This window comes from Alteromonas sp. a30 (genome assembly GCF_026788005.1).
Classification (GTDB): Bacteria; Pseudomonadota; Gammaproteobacteria; order Enterobacterales; family Alteromonadaceae; genus Paraneptunicella.
In genome coordinates, this window is the sequence record NZ_JABEPE010000063.1 from 1 (window position 1) to 1,773 (window position 1,773).

The 1,773-nt window shown below is 43.3% G+C and carries 1 rRNA gene; it reads right to left on the reverse strand.

What is annotated here, in order from left to right:
- Positions 1-1,773: ribosomal RNA gene (locus tag HJG39_RS19120) — 23S ribosomal RNA — on the reverse strand; the annotation flags it as partial.

The window sequence follows — 1,773 nt, forward strand, 5'->3', positions numbered from 1 at the left end:
TGTGTTTTTAATAAACAGTTGCCCCCCCTATTTTCTGTGGCCTATTAAAAATAGGCGCCCCTTCTCGCGAACTTACGGGGTTATTTTGCAGAGTTCCTTAACATTGGTTTTCTCGCTCGCCTTAGAATACTCATCTTGGGAACGTGTGTTCGTTCTCGGTACAGGTTGATAAAAAATTAACACTAGAAGCTTTTCTTGGAAACATGAAATCATTCAATTCGTTACTCGACCGAAGTCTTCACTATGCATCACAACTCAAGATTATGCTATACGGATTTGCCTATATAACTCTCTTGTTGCTTACCCCACAATCCAGTAAGTGGTAGAACTATCCTTTTTCGTCACTCCATCATTCTTTTACCAAGTACAGGAATATTAACCTGTTGTCCATCGACTATGCATTTCTGCCTCATCTTAGGCCCTGACTAACCCTGGGTGGACGAACCTTGCCCAGGAAACCTTTCCCAATAGGCGTCGAAGATTCTCACTTCGAATCGTTACTCATGCCGGCATTCTCACTTTTAATCTCTCCACCAGTCCTCACGGTCTGACTTCAACGAAATTAAAACGCTCTCCTAACGCACATAATGTGCCCGTAGCTTCGGTATTGTGTTTGAGTCCCGTTACATTATTGGCGCAAGATCTCTTGACTAGTGAGCAATTACGCACTCTTTAAAAGGTGGCTGCTTCTAAGCCAACTTCCTAGTTGTTTATGAAATCTCACAACCTTTCTCACTTAACACAATTTTGGGACCTTAGCTGACGATCTGGGTTGTTTCCCTCGCGAGCGTGGACGTTATCACCCACGTTCCGACTGCATAGCTTAATTTTAATGGTATTCGGAGTTTGATTATAGTCAGTACAGCTAGATGCCGCCATTCCACATTCAGTGCTCTACCCCCATTAAACAATACTATACGCTAGCCCTAAAGCTATTTCGAAGAGAACCAGCTATCTCCAGGTTCGATTGGAATTTCACCGCTATCCACAAGTCATCCGGGCACTTTTTAGCGTACTACGGTTCGGTCCTCCACTTAGTTTTACCTAAGCTTCAACCTGCTCATGGATAGATCACCTGGTTTCGGGTATATGCCAATATACTAAAGTCGCCCTATTCAGACTCGGTTTCCCTACGGCTCCGCTTTTTTCTGCTTAACCTTGCATATTAACATAACTCGCCGGCCCATACTGCAAGATGTACGCCATCACACTTTAACGTGCTCTGACTACTTGTAAGTAAATGGTTTCAGAATCTATTTCACTCCCCTCTCGGGGTTCTTTTCACCTTTCCCTCACGGTACTAGTTCACTATCGGTGTCTGATTAGTATTTAGCCTTACCGGGTGGTCCCGGCAGATTCAGACAGGGTTTCACGTGCCCCGCCCTACTCAGGATACATCTATGAGATTTTATGATTTCGTATACAGGAATATCACCTTCTATGTTGAAGCTTTCCAACTTCTTCTACTATCATAAAATTTTGTAACTCAATGTAAGATGTCCTACAACCCCTTTTTACAGGTTTGGGCTCTTTCGCTTTCGCTCGCCACTACTGACGAAATCATTATTTATTTTCTTTTCCTGTTGCTACTAAGATGTTTCAATTCGCAACGTGTCTCGCTAATTTGACTATGGATTCATCAAAATGCAACTGAGGTTTGCTCAGTTAGGTTACCCCATTCGGAAATCTCCGTATCATAGTTTATTTCCAACTCCACGAAGCTTATCGCAGGTAATCGCGTCCTTCATCGACTTTCAGACCCAAGGCATCCAG